This is a genomic window from Cellulomonas sp. P4_D11 (assembly GCF_056401915.1).
Map to the genome: position 1 here is coordinate 1 of NZ_JBFUIK010000026.1, position 15,998 is coordinate 15,998.

The following is a 15,998-nucleotide window of genomic DNA, read 5'->3' on the forward strand; positions in this document are numbered from 1 at the left end:
CAGCCGGGGGGTCGGCCGGCGCGGCGGGCGCGACCGCGGCGGCGTCGAGCGCACGGGCCGCGAACTGGCCCGTGAGCAGGAAGGTCCGAAGGTCGGCCGCGGTGCCCGCCAGCGCTGCCTGCGCGGCCGCGTCGAGCGCGGGGCCGCTGTTGTTGACGCCACCGGTCAGCATCGTCGCAGCCGCGAGCCGGTCGTCGGCGTACTGCGCCAACGGCAGGCCGGTCGAGAGGAACGTCGAGGGTGCGACGGGATCACTGCTCGCGAGCGCCGCCTGCGCACCGGCGGTGACCGCAGGTCCGGTCGCCGCAGCAAGGACGCGCGCTACCCGCAGACGCTCGTCGGCGTACCACGCAGCGAGATAGCCCCCGTCGACGAAGGCCCGCAGGTCCACGACGGTCCCTGCCAACGCGTCCGTCGCCGCCTGACGCGTCGCCGGGCCGTCCGGGTTCGTCGCCAAGACCTCCGCCCATGCGCGGTACTCCGGGTCCGACGTCCCGTGGAACCCCGCCTCGACGAAGGCCCGGAAGTCGGCGACGGGATCCGCCGCGGCTGCCGACATCGCACCGGCCCCGAGGCCAGCCATGGACTGCAGCGCAGCCAACCCGAGCGAGCGCAACCACTGACGCACCAGAACACTCCTTGTCGTCGACCCCGCTGAGATCGACGGCACGCGCGGCGCCCCCCAGCCTCGCAGACCCTACCGGTCGCGCCGTGCGCGGGTCTGCCCGGTTGCGGGTCGGCTCGACGACGTCATCGCCAGGCGACGTACTCGACCTTCGTGAACGCGACCCCGGCGGCATCCCATCGCTCGCCGAGGACCGAGAGCCGGAGCTCGAAGTCGTCCAGGTGACGGTCGCCCTGCGGCGTCCAGCCGATCTCGGCGATCGCCGCGAGGCGCGGGAACGCCATCGACTCGACCTCCTCGATCGTCCGCAGCGTCTCGGTCCACAGCGGGGCCTCGACGCCCAGCAGGTCGTCCTCGCTCGTGCCGTCGAGGATCGCCGCGGGGTCCCACCCGTACGCCTCCGCCACGTCGGTGTACCCCCGCGCCCACTGCAACCCGTGGGGTGACGACGCGTCGTACTTCATGTCGAGGTACGCGACGTCGGCCGGGGACATGATCAGTCGGCCACCGTCGTCGACGAACGACCGCAGCCGCTCGGCCAGCGCCCTCGTCTCCGGGCGGACGTAGCTCCAGTACTGGCCCACCGACCCGGGCGGCAGCGGGCCGGCGTCGGCGATCTCGTGCCAGCCGACCACCGTCTTGCCGGTGTCCGCGGCGATCTGAGCGGCGCGGGTCACGAACGTCGCGTACTGCTCATCCGTCGTGGCGCGGGACTCGTCGCCACCGATGTGCAGGTACGGACCGGGCGTGAGCGCGGCGACCTCGCCGAGCACGTCCGCGACGAACCGGTACGTCGTCTCACTGGCAGGGTCGAGCGTGCTGAAGCCGACCTCGATGCCGCTGTACGCCGGGACGGCCTTGCCGTCGGGGTTCAGCTCCGGGGAGGACGCCAGCGCGGCGTTCGTGTGCCCGGGCAGGTCGATCTCGGGGACGATCGTCACGCCCCGCGCCGCCGCGTAGGAGACGATCGCGCGGTAGTCGTCCTGCGTGTAGAAGCCGCCCGGGTCGCCGTCGACGGCGTTGGCGGCGCCGACCTCGGTGAGCCGCGGCCACGAGCCGATCGCGATCCGCCAGCCCTGGTCGTCGGTCAGGTGCAGGTGCAGGTGGTTGACCTTGAGCAGCGCGATGTCGTCGATGTAGCGCTCGACGTCGTCGACACCGAAGAAGTGGCGCGCCACGTCGAGCATCGCGCCCCGGTAGGCGAACCTCGCGTGGTCGCGCACGTCCACGGCCGGAACCTCGCGCGCGGCACCCGGGTCGCCGAGCGGCACCAGCTGCCGCAGCGTCTGTACCGCCGCGAACGCTCCCGCCGGCTCGGCCGCGGCGATCTCGATGCCGTCCTCGTCGACGTGCAGCCGGTAGCCGTCGATGCCGCCGACCTCGGGGTCGACCGTCAGCCGGATGGCGGCGGCGGCCGCCGCGACGCCCACCTCGATCCCGGTGTCGTCGTGCACCAGCTCGGCGAGCACGGCGGCGGGTCCGGCCAGCGCCGGGTCGGCTGCGACCGCGACACCGGCGGCGAGCTCGAAGGGCCCACCGTCGGCCGGCGTCAGCTCGACCGGACGCGGCACGACGCTCGGGCCGACGGCCTGCGGGGCTGGCGACGGCTCCGCCGGCCGGGTGCACGCCGTGAGCGCCATCAGGGTCGCGACCAGAACCACCCAGATCCCCGCAGCAGCACCCCGGCGCGCCATCCGACCTCCTGTCCGCGGGCGAGTCTTGCAGGTCAGGGCGCCCCCCGTGCCCCACTCCGGTCTGGTCGGACCGGCTCGTTAGCATCGATCCCATGCCCATCAAGCTGGAGAACGTCGGCATCGCCGTCCGCGACCTCGACGCCACGATCGCCTTCTTCACCGACCTCGGTCTCACCGTCCTCGGCCGTGACACCGTCAGCGGCGAGTGGACCGACACGGCCGTCGGCCTCGACGGCAACCACGCCAGGATCGCGATGCTCCAGACGCCCGACGGCCACGGTCGCCTCGAGCTCTTCGAGTACATCCATCCCGAGGCGATCGAGACCGAGCCCACCCTGCCCAACGAGATCGGCATGCACCGCGTCGCCTTCTCCGTCGACGACATCGACGAGGCCCTCGAGATCGCCGCGAGGCACGGGTACCGACCGCTCCGCGGCGTGGCCACGTACGAGGACGTCTACAAGCTCACCTATCTCCGCGGCCCGAGCGGCATCCTCCTGATGCTCGCCGAGGAGCTGACGAAGTCGTAGACGGGTCGCCTTTCAGAGGGTGAGCAGGACCTTGGTGGCGCGGCGCTCGTCCATCGCCTGGTACCCCTCGGCCGCCTTCTCGAGCGGCAGGGTGAGGTCGAAGACCTTTCCCGGGTCGATGGTCCGGTCCCAGATGAGGCGGATGAGCTCGGGCAGGAAGCGGCGCACGGGAGCGGGACCGCCGTGCAGGTGCACCCCCGAGAAGAACAGCTCCTCGCCGGGCAGCGCGACGTCGTGGGCGACGCCGACGTAGCCCACGTGCCCCCCGGCCCGGGTGGCGCGGATGGCCTGCATCATCGACTCCTGGGTGCCGACGGCCTCGATCGTGGAGTGCGCGCCGAGGCCGCCGGTGAGCTCCTTGATCCGGGCCACGCCGTCGTCGCCGCGCTCCTCGACGATGTCGGTCGCGCCGAAGTCGCGGGCCAGGGCCTGCCGGTCGGCGTGGCGCGACATCGCGATGATGCGCTCCGCTCCCAGCTGCTTGGCGGCGAGCACGCCGAGCAGGCCGACCGCGCCATCACCCACGACGGCGACCGTCTTGCCCGGCCCGACCTCGGCGGCGACGGCGGCGAACCACCCGGTCCCCAGCACGTCGGAGGCCGCGAGCAACGACGGGATCAGGTCGTCGTCGGGCATCCCGGGCGTGGCGACGAGCGTGCCGTCGGCGTGCGGGATCCGGGCGTACTCCGCCTGGGCACCGGGGACCGCACCGGGGCCGCGGTGCACGCAGTGGGTCTGGTAGCCGGCCCGGCAGATCTCGCAGGTGTTGTCCGACGAGAAGAAGGTCCCGACGACGAAGTCGCCGACGGCGAGCGTCCGGACGGCCGAGCCGATCTCGTCGACGACGCCGACGTACTCGTGGCCCATCGGCTGGTGGTCGACGTCGTCGGCACCGCGGTACGGCCACAGGTCGGACCCACAGATGCAGGTGGCGGACAGCTTGATGAGGGCGTCGGTCGGCTCGACGATCGTCGGCCGCTCGGTCTCGTCGACCCGGACGTCGCCCGGGGCGTACATGACGACTGCGCGCATGGTGGTGGTGCCTCTCTGTCGGGGTGCTACCGCGCGTCGAGCGCGACAGCGGGTGGGGTGGGCCGACCCGCGCGGGGTCGGGTGGTCAGGGCCAGGAAGGTTCCGGCGGCCAGCAGCAGGGACGTGACGGTGACGACGCCCAGCGGCAGGATGCTGGCGGCACCGGCGACGCCGACGAGCGGTGCCGCGATCCCGCCGAAGCCGAAGCGGACCATGCCGAGCAGCGACGAGGCGGTGCCGGCGATCTGCGGGTACCCGGTCAGGGCCAGGGTCGTGGCGGGAGGTGAGCTGAACGCGACGCCCGAGGCGAGCACGAACAGCGCGACGACGACCACCCCGACGGGGACCGCGGTCAGGCCGGCGAGCAGCAGGCCGGCGGCGCCCACGCCGGCGGCCGCCGTCCCGACCAGCAGGGTGGGACGAGCCCCCCACCGGGCCGAGGCGCGGCCAGCGAGGTGGCCGAAGACCATGTAGCCGGCGGAGTTGAGGCCGAACGCGAGCGCATAGCCCTGCGGGGACAGGCCGTAGATGCCCTGCAGCACGTAGGTGGCGCCGGCGAGGTAGGCGAACAACGCCGCGTAGACGAACCCCTGGCTGAGCACGGCACCCAGGTACGTCCGGTCAGCCAGCAGCAGGCGGTAGTCCCGGGCCGTCTGCGCGAACCCGCCGGAGGTCCGCCTGCCCACCGGCAAGGTCTCCGGGAACAGCGCCAGGACGGCGAGGAGCAGGACGACCCCCACCGCGGCCAGGACGACGAACATCCCGCGCCAGTCGGTGAGCGTCGTCAGCTGCCCGCCGGCCAGCGGACCGACGACGGCGGCGAGCCCGCCGACGACCGTCAGCTGCCCGTAGAACCGCATCAACCGGTCGCCGCTGAGCACATCCCGGCCGGCGGCCTGCGCGATGACGATGCCGACCCCACCGGCCAGCCCCTGCACCAACCGGGCCAGGATCAGCAGCTCGACGCTCGGGCTCGCGGCGCACAGCAGCGACGTGGCGACGTACGCCACCACGCCGACCAGCAGGACGGGTCGCCGCCCGAGCCGGTCGGAGAGCGGCCCGGCGACCAGCTGGCCGAGGGCCAGGCCGACCAGGCACGCCGTCACGGTGAGCTGCGCGGTCGACGTCGCCGCGCCGAGCTCGGCCGTGAGGGCCGGCAGCGCGGGCAGGTACAGGTCCATCGAGATCGGACCGAACACCGTCATGAGCAGCAGGAGCGTCGGCAGGTGGCGGGTCGGGTCCAGGCGTGAGGGTCGGGACTGTGGGGGCATGTCCACCAGGCAACCGGACGGCTCGGGCGCCGGGGAGTCCCTGACGTGGGGTGTACCGGCGGTACACCCCACCGCACGGACTCCCTCCTGAGCGCCACCCGGCCTACCGTCGGAACCATGGACAACCGAGCGGACGTGCGCGAGTTCCTCATGACGCGGCGCGCCAAGGTCACGCCGGACGCCGCCGGCGTCGTCGCGGGGACCAACCGGCGGGTCGCGGGCCTGCGGCGCAGCGAGGTCGCGGCCCTGGCCGGGGTGAGCGTGGAGTACTACGCCAAGCTCGAGCGCGGCGCGATCGGCGGTGCGTCGGCGTCGGTCCTCGATGCCGTGGCGCGCGCGTTGCAGCTCGACGACACCGAGCGCGCGCACCTTTTCGACCTCGCCCGCGCCGCCGACGGCATCCCGTCCTCGGGCAGACCACGCCGCCGGGTGGCCCGGTCGTCGACGCCGCGGCCCAGCCTCCAGTGGGCGCTCTCGGCCATCACCGACGGGGTCGCGTTCGTCCGCGACCAGCGGCAGGACCTGCTGGCGACCAACGCGCTGGGCCGGGCCTTCTACTCGCCTGTCATCGGTGACGGCGGCCGCACGCCGAACCTGGCGCGGTTCCAGTTCCTCGATCCTGCCGCGCGCGACTTCTACCCCGACTGGGACCTGTTCGCCGAGATGTGCGTCGCGATCATGCGCGCCGAGGCCGGGCGCGACCCGCACGACAAGGCGTTGCAGGACCTCGTCGGTGAGCTGTCGACCCGCAGCGACGCGTTCCGCCGGCTGTGGGGCGCACACGACGTCCGCACCCACGGCGCCGGGACCAAACGGTTCCACCACCCCGTGGTCGGCGAGCTCACGCTCGCCTACGAGGAGCTCGCCATCACCGCCGAGCCCGGTCAGGTGCTGCTCGTGTACACCGCCGAACCCGGCTCACCCTCGGCCGACCGCCTCCGCCTGCTCGCGTCGTGGGCCGCCGACCCGGCCCACGCCGGTGCCGTGTCGTAAGGGGGTACGGCTACAGGAGCAGCGCCTGCAGCTCGTCGAGGCGTCCGTACAGGTCGGGAAGACCGCGCAGTCCGTCGATCACGACCTCGTGCGAGAGCGTGAGGTCGGGGCCGGCGTCCGTCTGCGCACCCGCGAGGCAGCGCAGGACGTTCCACCGCGTGTGCCCCAACCAGCCGCCGACCGTGTGCGCGAACCAGCTGGGACCCGGTGGCGGGAGCGCCCCGCCCGCGGCGACGTAGCCGTCGAGGACCGAGCGGAAGGCGGCGGGGTCGAGGTCGTCGAACCCGGGTCCCTTCGCCAGGCTCAGCGCGGTCGAGCCGAGCTCGCCGGACAGGTCGAGCATCCCCGAGAGCTCCCAGTCGAGCACCACCGGCCGGCCCTCCCGAGCGAGCAGGTTCCACGGGTGGATGTCCCGGTGGGTCAGCACGACGGGTCCCGGGCGCTCGCAGGTGTGGACGAGCTGAGCGATCGCGAGGAGCGTCCCGGCCTGCGAGGTGAGCTCGTCGGCCCACGGCTGTCCGGTCGCGGACGCGCGCTCGGCGAGCTCGGACCAGTCCCGTGCCGGGCGGTCGTCACTCACCACCGGCGTCCACGCGACGTCGAGCGCGTGCATGCGCGCGAGGATCCCACCGATCTCGAACCCGTAGGCCGGTGACACCGGCGCCTCGGGCACCAGCTCGGCCTCGACCCAGCGGTGGACGAGCAGGCCCGGGCTCGCCGAGATCGGCTCGGGCATCGGGATGCCTGCCGCGAAGGCGGCCCGCTCGAACCGGAACACGTGCTCGACCGGGGAGATCGAGCGGCGGTCGTCGAGGTTCAGCTCCTTCACCGCGAACGACCCCCGGTCGGTGTCGAGCCGGAACGTCCGGTGGGCGAACCCGCCGTGGACGCGGGTCATCGGCCCCGTCGGCGCGCCGAGATGTGCGAGATCCACCCGCAGCACGATAGGACGCCCCGGCCGAGGACCGACCTCGGTCGAGGAACCTCACGCCTGTCAGTCGTCTGCGCGACGACGTCCGGTCCAAGGCCTCGCGGCTCTCGGCGATCGAGAGCTCGCTGACGACCTACCTCGAGGTCAACGCCTGACGGTGGACGTAGCCCTTCTGGGTGATCACCCGGTCCCGACGTGCGAGCACGCCGATCGCTTCGTAGCGTCGAAGGACCGAATCCCCACCCCACGAAGGAGGAGAACGGCATGGCTACCATCGAGCAGACCGTCGACGTCGAGGCCCCGATCCGGACCGTCTACGACCAGTGGACCCAGTTCGAGGAGTTCCCGCGGTTCATGGGCGGAGTCGACGAGGTCAGGCAGGTCAGCGACCGGCTGACGCACTGGACGACCTCGATCGGCGGCGTGACGCGTGAGTTCGACGCCGAGATCGTCGACCAGCATCCCGACCAGCGCGTCGCCTGGCGGAGCGTCGACGGCACGACCCACGCGGGCGCCGTCACGTTCGAGAAGCTGGACGAGACCCGCACCCGGGTGGCCGCACGGATCGACTGGCAGCCCGAGTCGGCCGTCGAGAAGATCGGCGCTGCGGTCGGCGTCGACGACCGGCAGGTCAAGGCCGACCTCGAGAGGTTCCGCACGTTCATCGTCGAGCGCGGCTCCGAGACCGGCGCCTGGCGCGGCGACATCGGCTGACCGCTCCGCGACGACGCCGGCTCGTGAGTCTCTGACGGGCCGGCGTCGTCGCGTCCGGTGCTACCACGCGATTCCGGGCTCGTAGGAGCCGAACGACCACTCGTGACCGCCGGGGTCGAGAACGCGCGCGCGCCGCGATCCCCACTCGGTGTTCTCGGGTGGGAACACCGACCGGCCGCCCGCGGCGACCGCCTTGTCGTACAGGTCCTCGACTCGATCGGTGTGGAGATAGAAGCCCCGGCCCACCGATCTGTCGTGGAGTCCTGGCGTCTCGTCGCCCTGGTCGAAGCTCGCCACCATCACGACCGCGCGATCGAGCCGCAGCTCGGCGTGCTGGACCGTGCCGTCGGGCCCGTCCTGACGAGTCACGACCCGGAAACCGAGGGCCTCGAGCCACGCGATCGCTGCGGGAGCGTCCCGATAGCTGAGGTAGCCGTACAAGGCCGCAGCGACATGCTCGTCACCCATGATTCCGACGCTTGCACGCGCAGGGCACCGGCCGCAACAGGCGCTCGACGGCCGCGGTCGTTCAGTCGGTCGGCTCGCCCGCCGGCGGCTCCTCCACGATCTCGTCGGGCGTCGGTTCGCCCTCGCCAGACTCGGCACCAGGGTGCAGCACCTCGGGGGTGACCTCCTGCTCGAGGCTCGGGAACCCGTAGCCGCCTTCCTGCACCCCGGCGTGCGGGTCCTGCGGTGTGTCGCTCATGGTCGCCCCTCCTGCCGTGCCCGGACCGTCGCGGACCAGGTTCGTCCCATCGTCATCGCCCGCCCTGTGCTGCGCCATCCGGAGGTCAGTGACCCGCGGCATCGAACGCAGGCGCGAACCGCAGCTCGCCCCGCGGCTCTGGGCCCGAGAAGGTGACGTGCTGGACGACGGCGGGGTCAAGGCCTCGGTGCGACAGCGGACCGCCGCCCGTGAAACCCATCCGTCCGTAGATGTTCGGGTCGCCGATCAGCGCGCAGCCGCGCGCCCCGCGGTCACGGAGCCGGCGCAGACCCTCGTCGACGAGTGCCCGACCGATACCCCGCCGTTGCCGATCCAGCCGGACGGAGATGGGTCCCAGCCCGAACCAGCCGTCGTGCGACCCGTCGATCGTCACGGGAGAGAACGCGACATGCCCGACGACATCGCCGTCGTCCTCGGTCACGAGCGAGAGAGTCAGGTCGCCGGACGCGCGCAGCGACCGGAGGATCGGCGCCTCGGACCCGTCGCTGAACCACTGCGGCTCGAAGGCGGCGATGGTCAGCCGATCGATGGCGTCGACATCGTCGGGGCGTTCGGGTCGGATCAGCACCGTCGTCTCCGGCTCGCGGGGCGCGCCTGCTCGGACGCGCCTCGCAGCGTAGGGCCGGGTGCCGTGGAGCCGAAGCGGATATGCGCCGGTCCGCGCCGGCTGCTCAGCGGGCGGTCACGACCGCCTCCATGACCAGCTCGAGCCCGCCGTCGATCTCGCGGGTGGCCAGTGATGTGGTGACGCTCGCGAGTCCACCAAGGTCCCGGACGTGCGTGCCGCCGCAGGGGATGTCGGTCAGGCTGTCGGGCAGCTCGCAGACCCAGGCGCGCCGGCCGGAGAGCGTGTCGTCGTCGCGCTCGATGCGTACCGCACCGCCCGCCGCGATCCATGGCTCGAGCTGGGCGTTGACGCGTTGTGCGACGGCCGAGGGATCAGAGAGAGCGCCAGGGGTGAATCCCTTGCGACGCAGCGACTTTCCGATGCGGTAGGTGTCCGTGGATCGGTACGGGCTGATGCGCGAGCGTTGGATGGCGAGCGAGTCGAACGCGGGATTGCCCAGCGCATCGGTGGGCGCGTCCTTGGTCCACGCCGACGCCAGTGCCGCATCGAGCGCGAGCGAGGCGAGATGGCACGCGGTGTGTGCGGCGGACAGGGCAGCGCGGAAGCTCTGGTCGACATCGATCTGCACCGAGTCACCGACGACGGGGGGTGGTCCCTCGACGACGTGCGCGACGACGAAGATCCATCCCTCTGTTCCGGTGCGGACGGGCAGGTCCGCGCCGAGGTGCAGCCGGCCGTCATGGATCCCACCGGTGACGGCGTCCATGACCGGTGTCGTGCCCTGGGCGGTGGCCAGAGTGCCGCGGTCGGCGGGCTGGTCAGGCCACGCGCTGTCGACGGGGTGGAAAGCGGTCGTGTCGAGGAGGACCGCGGATCGTTCGTCGTCGAGCGGTTCGACGTGGAGCACCGTCCCGGTCGAGGACGTCGCGCCGTCCGGGTACGTGACGATCGTGTCGGACGTGGGCAGGGCCATGGGCTGGTCTTTTCGTCAGGGCTGGCCCGGGTCGGCCTGCGTCGGGTCCTCGCCCTGAATCTACGAGAGCCGCACAGCGGGAATCGAGTCGAGACGCCCCGCGGCCGGCGCCGGGGTGGCACCGTGGAGAGGCACACCCACGGAAGGACGATCCATGCGACTCGTGGTCACCCAGAACATCACCCTCGACGGCGTCGTCGACCTCTCCGACGACTGGTTCCGCCCGGCCGGCGCCGACGGCGCGCACGACGTCGAGCTCGAGGCGGAGCTGCGGCGGCAGGACGCGACGTGCGACGCGATGCTGCTCGGGCGGCGCACGTTCGAGGACTTCCGCGCCTACTGGCCGCAGCAGACCGACGACACGACGGGCATCACCGCGCAGCTCAACCGGGTCACCAAGTACGTCGTGTCCTCCACGATGGACGACCCCGGATGGGAGAACAGCGTCGTCCTGCGAGGTCCGCTCGCCGACGAGGTGTCCCGGCTGCGGGCCGCACCCGGCGCCGACGTCGTGGCGACCGGCAGCGTCAGCGTCGTGCACGACCTCATCAGCTCCGGCGTCGTCGACGAGTACCGGCTGTTCGTCCACCCGGCCGTCGCCGACGGGGGTCGACGCCTGTTCGACGGGTCCGGCGCCGCGCGACTGGACCTCGAGGAGTCCCGTCGTTTCGTCTCGGGCGTCGTCCTGCTCCGGTACGTCCCCGCCCGGTCCTGAGGTCACTGGGTCGCGGCGAGGAACTCCCGGATCTCCGCGACGACGTCGTCCGGCGCGTCCTGGTAGATCAGGTGCGCACCGTCGAGGATCGCGATCCTGCTGTCCGGGTGCTCGCTCGCGACGGCCTCGTGGGTCTCGACCCAGTCCGGCATGCCGAACTCCTGGGCGAGCTCGACGGAGTCCTGGGCGAGGATCATCAGCGTGGGGATCGCGTCGTCGAAGCGGTGCCCCGCGAGCGCGAGGTCGTTCCGCATCGACCAGCTCGACTCGTTGTCGAGCAGGCGCAGGTCCAGCTTCGTGTTGTCGAGCAGCCAGTCGCGCTCCTGCTCCGTCCGGTCGAGCAGCGGGTTGGCGGGCAGGAGGCTCGAGTCGTCGCCGTTGATCCAGTGGTCCACGCGCACCAGGCCGACGAATCTCGCGACGGTCATCATCGGGTCCAGGCCGCCGTCCGCGGACAGATCGCCCTCGTAGTCCTCGGGAGCCATCTGGCCGGGCGAGGTGCTGTCCAGGCCCACGAAGCCGGCCACCTCGTCCGGGTAGAGCTCGGCGAACTCCAGCCCGTACAGGCCACCGATGGAGTGCGCCACCAGCACGTAGGGCCCCTGCACGCCGGCGCCGTGCAGCGCATCGTGGACCTCGGTAGCGACGTTCTGGTTCGTCCGCTCCCTCTGCGTCGAGTCGGAGAAGCCGTAGCCGAGATAGTCCACGGTCGCGATGTTGACGTCCTCGGAGAGAGGCTCCCAGACGCTCTTGAGCTCGTAGTAGGAGCTGCCCAGACCCATGCCGGCCAGGAAGACGAGGGTGGGCTCGCCGGGGTGCTCCGCACGCGAGTAGACGTGCATCCGGCTACCGCCCTCCACCTCCACCAGCTCGCCGGGAACGTCGAGCCGCGCCAGGCCGAGGGCGTTCGCCGCCTGGTTGATGCCGGTCAGCAGGAGGATCAGCGCGACCACGCCCGCGACCGCCACGACGACGCCGCGCAGCAGCCGCCTCGTCCATCTCCGTCGTCGTCTCGGTGTCTTCGTCGTCGGTTCGGGCTCGGCGGAGGCGACTGTCATGGCTGGAGATTCGCAGGTCGGACGGCCGCGCCGCATCCACCGGGGCCGGTGCGGCAGGATCGACCCGTGGTCGAGACGTCGGCGTACGCCCTGGTCGAGCGCGAGCGCCGGTTCCTCGCACCAGAACCGCCCCAGCGCGGTGTCGTCGCCGAACGTCTGCTCGTCGACCGCTACGTGGACGGCACGCGCTTACGGTTGCGTCGCAGCACACCCATCGGCGACGACACCGCCTCCACGTCCCTCAAGCTGACGCAGAAGCTCCCCGGGCGCCCGTGGGGCACCCTCACCACTGTCTACCTGTCCGAGGACGAGTACGCGGTCCTGGCCGCGCTCCCGGCGCGGGAGCTGGTCAAGCGCCGGCTGTCCGTGCCACCTCTCGGGTACGACGTGTTCGACGGCCCGCTCACCGGCCTCGTCCTGGCCGAGGCGGAGTTCCTCGACGACGAGCACGCGGCGGCGCTGGCTGTGCCGGCCGGTCTGGTCGAGGTCACGGCGGACGAACGGTTCACCGGAGGTCGACTCGTCGCTACCGACCCTGCGGAGGTGCTCCGGGCGGCCTCGGAGCTTCTGCTCAGACGGCGCTGAGCGTCCAGAGGTGCGGAGCTCGGGGCCGCCGGGCGGCGTCGTCATGGTCCGCAGCCTCGCCCTGTCCCCGTGCCGGGTCCAGCCGAACCGAGGTCCAGCCCCGACGAGGCTTGTGGCCGAAGGCGGATGTCGAGACGCACGACAGATCGACTTGGCTCGTGCGGCGGGTCGTGACCGAACGACTTCCCTGCTGACAGGCAGCCAAAGGAGGAACGGGCCGTGTGCACGGGATCGCGGGCACCGTCAGGGCCGCGTCCGTACTGTCGGGGCATGGCAGACCTTGGGCACGTCACGTGGCCAGCCGGACCGATCGCCACCGCTCGACTTCTGCTCCGCCCGCCGGTGGCGCGATCGCGCGGCGTTCGTCGAGCTCTACGCCTCACCCAAGGTCGGGACCTACACGGGCGGATCCCGATCGCGTGAGGCGGTCGAACGCGCGCTACCAGCTGCTCCGCAGGGGCGTCCCGGTCATTTTGTGATCGACCTCGACGGAGCAATGGTCGGGATCGTCCAGCTCGAACGCCGGGACGTCGACTACGAGGTTCGCCAGGCGGCCGGCCACGTGGACCTTGGGTACCTCCTTCTCCCGGAGGCATGGGGACGGGGATACGCCACCGAAGCCTGCGAGGCCGCACTCAGCTGGTTCGCTGGCGCACTGCCCGGTGAAGCCGTCGTCCTCATCACCCAGACCGCGAACGTGCCGTCGATGCGCCTGGCAGCGAGGCTGGGGTTTGTCGAGGTCGAGCGGTTCGAGGCATACGACGCCGAGCAGTGGTTCGGTAGGTGGACCCCACCCCCAGCGGGTGCTCGGAATCATCGCTCGTGAGAATCGGACCTGGGGCGATGCGGTCGTGGAGAACCGCCGGTCGACGGTCTTGCGAAGCCGGCCTCACCAGTCACTCCTGTCAGAACGCTCGCTACCGCCCGGGCGGCGGTGCACTCGTCGTCTCCCGGACGATGAGCTCGACCGGGACGTTCTGGTGACGGTGCTGCCGGCGCGGGTTCTCGATGGCGTCGATCAACAGTCCGACGCCGAGACTCGCCACGTGTGCGAGGTCCTGCCGCACGGTCGTGAGAGCTGTCGTCAGGAAGGACGACTCCGGCATGTCGTCGACGCCGACGACACTGACGTCCTCCGGGACCCTCTTACCGGCCTCGCCGAACGCCCGCAACAGGCCGACTGCCATCTGGTCGTTGGCGACGAAGACCGCCGTCACGGACAGGTCTGTGGCGAGCTGCGCGCCGAGGTCGTAGCCCGACTGCGCAGACCAGTCCCCATGAAGGGGACTCGGAACCTCGGCGCCGGCCTCGGAGAGCACGTCGCTCCAGCCCTGCTGCCGCAACCCCGTCGAGCGCCAGCCCAACGGACCACCGAGATGGTGCACGGTGCGGTGACCGAGCGCCAGGAGGTGCGCCGTCGCAAGTCGACCGCCCGAGTACTGGTCTGCGTCCACGACGATCTCGTTGCTGGAGATCCCGTACGACCCCGACGTGCTCAGGACCGGCAGGTCGCCGATAGCACCCAGGGCGAGCGCACAGAGCCCGGCGGGCTCATTGATGACGATGGCGTCCACGCCCTGGTCGACAAGGTCACCGAACGAGCGCCTGATTATCTCGGCGCCGCCGACGACCGTGTTGACGACCGCCATGTCATACCGCGCTCCATGGATGGCGTGCTCGGCGGCCACCAGCAGCGACGAGGGCCCGAAGTCGAAGGATCCGACCGAGAGCACCCCGATCGTCCGGCTTGGGCCGAGCACGGGGCTCCGGGCCGCCCGGTGGGGACGGTAGCCGAGCATGACGATCGCCAGGCGAACTCGACGTCGCACGTCGTCGCCCACGTGCGGGTCGCCGTTGACGACTCGGGACACGGTCTCCTGCGACACGCGGGCGGCGCGGGCGACATCCATCTCCGCGACCGGGCGATGGGCGCGCTTGGCGCTTCGTGGGGCGGTGACGATGTCGTCACTCACGGGGCCTCATTTCGCCGGCGATGTCGGATGACCACGCAGTCGAGCGCAAGATGGAAGGCGGCGCGGCGCCCCAGATCGGTCGCCGTCACCTCGGCGGACCGCAGCGGTCGACGGCTGCGCCGCCCTGCCAGGAGGAGCCGGCCGAGCGGCGCAGTCGTGAGGGGTCGGATCGCTGGTGCGGCTGTGCGACCCGGTGTCCACTGAGCATGGCTACGTAGCCATGGATCCGCAAGTCTTGTGATCGTTTCGTTACCCACGAGCTCCGGCAGCATCGGTGAAGCAACGGCCGGGAGTGCATCCGGTATATGTTCTCGGTGGCTTCTTCCATCTGCCCTGCCGCGATGACTCGGCTTCTTCCCAGGCCACGGGCATCGTCGACCGTGAGCGGAGCGTGAGTGGTGTCCGTCGACTCCTCGTCGCCTGGTGTTCGCGGCCCGCGGTCCATCAGCGCAAGACGGGTCTCCGGCACTGACGTTGCTCGCGCGGCGGGGGTGTCCCAGAGGACCGTCTCGCGCGTCGTGACCGACGATCCGAGGGTGAGCCCGGAGGCCCGTCGCCGCGTCCAGGAGGCGATCGACGCTCTGGGCTACCGACCGAACAGCGCGGCGCGATCGGTGCGACTCGGCAGCACCCGGACCATCGGGCTCCTCACCGTCGGGAGCGCCGCCTACGGGCCGGCCTCGCTCACGATCGCGACCGAACGCGCAGTCAGCGATGCCGGATATGGGTTCCGCCTGGTGAACACGGTCGACGTGGACAACGAGTCGTTCGAGAACGGACTGTCGTCACTTCTCGATCAGGGTGTCGACGCGGTTGTCGTCAATGAGCCGACGTCCACCTTTCGCTCCCGACGGCACGGCCTTGAGGTCCCGGTGCTCAGCCTGTCCGGCGTACTGAACCTGGCGGAGATCGAGCTCGTGGTCGAGAGCGACGAGACCGGCGGGATCTCCGAGGCTGTCAACCACCTGCTCGCGCTCGGGCACGAGACGGTGCACCACATCGCCGGTCCGAACGAGTGGCCCTCGTCGGTGCGACGCCGGGAGGCGTGGCGCTCGGCACTCGAGCACGCCGGGCGCCGTATCCCCGACGCACCCGAGGGAGACTGGTCGCCCTCGTCGGGCTATGAGGTTGGCCGCACCCTCGCAGCGCGCGCCGATGTCACGGCGGTCTTCGCCGCCAACGATCACATGGCCTTCGGCCTGATCCGGGCGCTGCAGGATGCCGGCCGGAGCGTGCCGGAGGACATCAGCATCGTCGGGTTCGACGACGTGCCGGAGGCCGCATTCATGCCGCGTGCGCTGACGACCGTGCGCCAAGAGCTGACGGCCGCGGCAGTTCGCGGCGTCGAGCTGCTCATGGAGGTGCTCGATGGGCGCCGCGACAAGGGCACCGTCGAGAAGGTGCCGACCCACCTCGTGATACGCGAGACCACGGCCGCCCCTCCTGGGAGCTGAGCCGGACGCGGGGCGAGACGGGCGTTCTGCACCTCGCCGCGCACCGGTCGTCCGCATCCGTGCTGGTTGACTTCGGCCGACTCAGATCACTAGGGTCGGCCGCGCTGGCTACGTAGCCACGCCCCGCCGGACGACTGCCGGCTCACAAGACCACC

General features: G+C 71.5%; 18 protein-coding genes. 7 read left to right on the plus strand and 11 right to left on the minus strand.

What is annotated here, in order from left to right; translation table 11 throughout:
• On the minus strand, positions 1-628 hold a 628-nt coding region (locus AC1DT4_RS15205), incomplete at its 3' end, for an ALF repeat-containing protein (RefSeq protein ID WP_477090638.1).
• Between the two features lie 122 nt (positions 629-750).
• The gene (locus AC1DT4_RS15210; protein ID WP_477090639.1) at positions 751-2,319 is read right to left on the minus strand and encodes a family 20 glycosylhydrolase; all 1,569 of its coding nucleotides are present in this window, start codon (positions 2,317-2,319) and stop codon (positions 751-753) included.
• A 92-nt stretch (positions 2,320-2,411) separates the two neighbouring features.
• On the opposite strand from AC1DT4_RS15210, the gene AC1DT4_RS15215 reads away from it, so the two are divergent.
• Positions 2,412-2,849: a VOC family protein gene (locus AC1DT4_RS15215; RefSeq protein ID WP_477090640.1), complete on the plus strand. Its 438-nt coding sequence runs from the start codon at positions 2,412-2,414 to the stop codon at positions 2,847-2,849.
• Positions 2,850-2,861: 12 nt separating this feature from the next.
• Here AC1DT4_RS15215 and AC1DT4_RS15220 read toward each other — a convergent pair whose 3' ends face one another.
• Complete coding sequence (locus AC1DT4_RS15220) at positions 2,862-3,881, minus strand: zinc-dependent alcohol dehydrogenase family protein (RefSeq protein WP_477090641.1); 1,020 nt, start codon at positions 3,879-3,881, stop codon at positions 2,862-2,864.
• 26 nt (positions 3,882-3,907) lie between these two features.
• Positions 3,908-5,152: a multidrug effflux MFS transporter gene (locus tag AC1DT4_RS15225; RefSeq protein ID WP_477090642.1), complete on the minus strand. Its 1,245-nt coding sequence runs from the start codon at positions 5,150-5,152 to the stop codon at positions 3,908-3,910.
• A gap of 117 nt (positions 5,153-5,269) precedes the next feature.
• Between AC1DT4_RS15225 and AC1DT4_RS15230 the strand changes: the two genes are divergently transcribed.
• Positions 5,270-6,145 (plus strand): helix-turn-helix transcriptional regulator, encoded by an 876-nt coding sequence (locus tag AC1DT4_RS15230; protein ID WP_477090643.1) that lies wholly within the window; start codon positions 5,270-5,272, stop codon positions 6,143-6,145.
• A 10-nt stretch (positions 6,146-6,155) separates the two neighbouring features.
• Here AC1DT4_RS15230 and AC1DT4_RS15235 read toward each other — a convergent pair whose 3' ends face one another.
• Positions 6,156-7,079 carry a phosphotransferase family protein gene (locus AC1DT4_RS15235; RefSeq protein ID WP_477090644.1) on the minus strand — a complete coding sequence of 308 codons (924 nt, stop codon included), beginning with the start codon at positions 7,077-7,079 and terminating at the stop codon, positions 6,156-6,158.
• Positions 7,080-7,340: 261 nt separating this feature from the next.
• Here AC1DT4_RS15235 and AC1DT4_RS15240 point away from each other — a divergent pair, with 261 nt between their 5' ends.
• Positions 7,341-7,790, plus strand: coding sequence for an SRPBCC family protein (locus AC1DT4_RS15240; RefSeq protein WP_477090645.1), 450 nt, complete (start codon positions 7,341-7,343; stop codon positions 7,788-7,790).
• A 60-nt stretch (positions 7,791-7,850) separates the two neighbouring features.
• On the opposite strand, the gene AC1DT4_RS15245 is transcribed toward AC1DT4_RS15240, so the two are convergent.
• From AC1DT4_RS15245 to AC1DT4_RS15260, 4 genes are all read right to left on the minus strand, one after another.
• Positions 7,851-8,258: a VOC family protein gene (locus AC1DT4_RS15245; RefSeq protein WP_477090646.1), complete on the minus strand. Its 408-nt coding sequence runs from the start codon at positions 8,256-8,258 to the stop codon at positions 7,851-7,853.
• 61 nt (positions 8,259-8,319) lie between these two features.
• Positions 8,320-8,496, minus strand: a complete 177-nt coding sequence (locus AC1DT4_RS15250) for a hypothetical protein (RefSeq protein WP_477090647.1) — start codon at positions 8,494-8,496, stop codon at positions 8,320-8,322.
• 85 nt (positions 8,497-8,581) lie between these two features.
• Positions 8,582-9,085 (minus strand): GNAT family N-acetyltransferase, encoded by a 504-nt coding sequence (locus AC1DT4_RS15255; protein WP_477090648.1) that lies wholly within the window; start codon positions 9,083-9,085, stop codon positions 8,582-8,584.
• Between the two features lie 103 nt (positions 9,086-9,188).
• A complete protein-coding gene (locus AC1DT4_RS15260; protein WP_477090649.1) occupies positions 9,189-9,851 on the minus strand; it encodes a metal-dependent hydrolase in 663 nt (220 codons plus the stop codon).
• Between the two features lie 361 nt (positions 9,852-10,212).
• Between AC1DT4_RS15260 and AC1DT4_RS15265 the strand changes: the two genes are divergently transcribed.
• Positions 10,213-10,773: a dihydrofolate reductase family protein gene (locus AC1DT4_RS15265; protein ID WP_477090650.1), complete on the plus strand. Its 561-nt coding sequence runs from the start codon at positions 10,213-10,215 to the stop codon at positions 10,771-10,773.
• 2 nt (positions 10,774-10,775) lie between these two features.
• Here AC1DT4_RS15265 and AC1DT4_RS15270 read toward each other — a convergent pair whose 3' ends face one another.
• Entirely contained in the window at positions 10,776-11,831 is a 1,056-nt protein-coding gene (locus AC1DT4_RS15270) for an alpha/beta fold hydrolase (RefSeq protein ID WP_477090651.1), read from the minus strand.
• 66 nt (positions 11,832-11,897) lie between these two features.
• On the opposite strand from AC1DT4_RS15270, the gene AC1DT4_RS15275 reads away from it, so the two are divergent.
• Both AC1DT4_RS15275 and AC1DT4_RS15280 read left to right on the plus strand, forming a co-directional pair.
• The gene (locus tag AC1DT4_RS15275) at positions 11,898-12,416 is read left to right on the plus strand and encodes a CYTH domain-containing protein (RefSeq protein WP_477090652.1); all 519 of its coding nucleotides are present in this window, start codon (positions 11,898-11,900) and stop codon (positions 12,414-12,416) included.
• A 43-nt stretch (positions 12,417-12,459) separates the two neighbouring features.
• Positions 12,460-13,242, plus strand: coding sequence for a GNAT family N-acetyltransferase (locus AC1DT4_RS15280; protein WP_477090653.1), 783 nt, complete (start codon positions 12,460-12,462; stop codon positions 13,240-13,242).
• A gap of 91 nt (positions 13,243-13,333) precedes the next feature.
• Here AC1DT4_RS15280 and AC1DT4_RS15285 read toward each other — a convergent pair whose 3' ends face one another.
• Positions 13,334-14,389, minus strand: a complete 1,056-nt coding sequence (locus tag AC1DT4_RS15285) for a LacI family DNA-binding transcriptional regulator (protein WP_477090654.1) — start codon at positions 14,387-14,389, stop codon at positions 13,334-13,336.
• Positions 14,390-14,787: 398 nt separating this feature from the next.
• Here AC1DT4_RS15285 and AC1DT4_RS15290 point away from each other — a divergent pair, with 398 nt between their 5' ends.
• Positions 14,788-15,843 carry a LacI family DNA-binding transcriptional regulator gene (locus AC1DT4_RS15290; RefSeq protein ID WP_477090676.1) on the plus strand — a complete coding sequence of 352 codons (1,056 nt, stop codon included), beginning with the start codon at positions 14,788-14,790 and terminating at the stop codon, positions 15,841-15,843.
• The last annotated feature ends 155 nt before the right edge of the window (positions 15,844-15,998 follow it).